The 319-nt window shown below is 72.4% G+C and carries 1 protein-coding gene; it reads right to left on the reverse strand.

Features of this window, described 5'->3' with window-relative positions; translation table 11 throughout:
* Positions 1–319: glucan biosynthesis protein (locus E0702_RS16300; RefSeq protein ID WP_165927583.1), on the reverse strand; the 319-nt coding region annotated here is incomplete at both ends.

Consider the following 319-nt stretch of genomic DNA (forward strand, 5'->3'; position numbering starts at 1 on the left):
GACGGGCTGTCGATCACCGCCTCCAGCCGAACGGTGCCGTCCCTGGCCGGGTGCAGACGCAGATGGGTGAAGCGGGGGAATTCCTCCGGCCCTGCCCCGCCGGTGCCGAGGGCGACCGCGCGGGCCGAGAGGCCGTAGACCATCGCCTGCCCGATGGCGCGGAAATAGCTGGCCCCCTGAACCACCAGCACCTCGTCCAGCACGTCCGGGGTGTTCAGCGGGTGGCGCAGGCGCAGGCCCGAGAACCCCGCGCCGGGGGCGGTGGCGGGGATGGTGTCGAAATACCGGGGCGCGAAGTCGAACAGGTCAGGGGTGAGCG

Source organism: Halomonas marinisediminis, assembly GCF_004347715.1.
In the GTDB taxonomy this organism is placed as follows: domain Bacteria; phylum Pseudomonadota; class Gammaproteobacteria; order Pseudomonadales; family Halomonadaceae; genus Halomonas; species Halomonas icarae.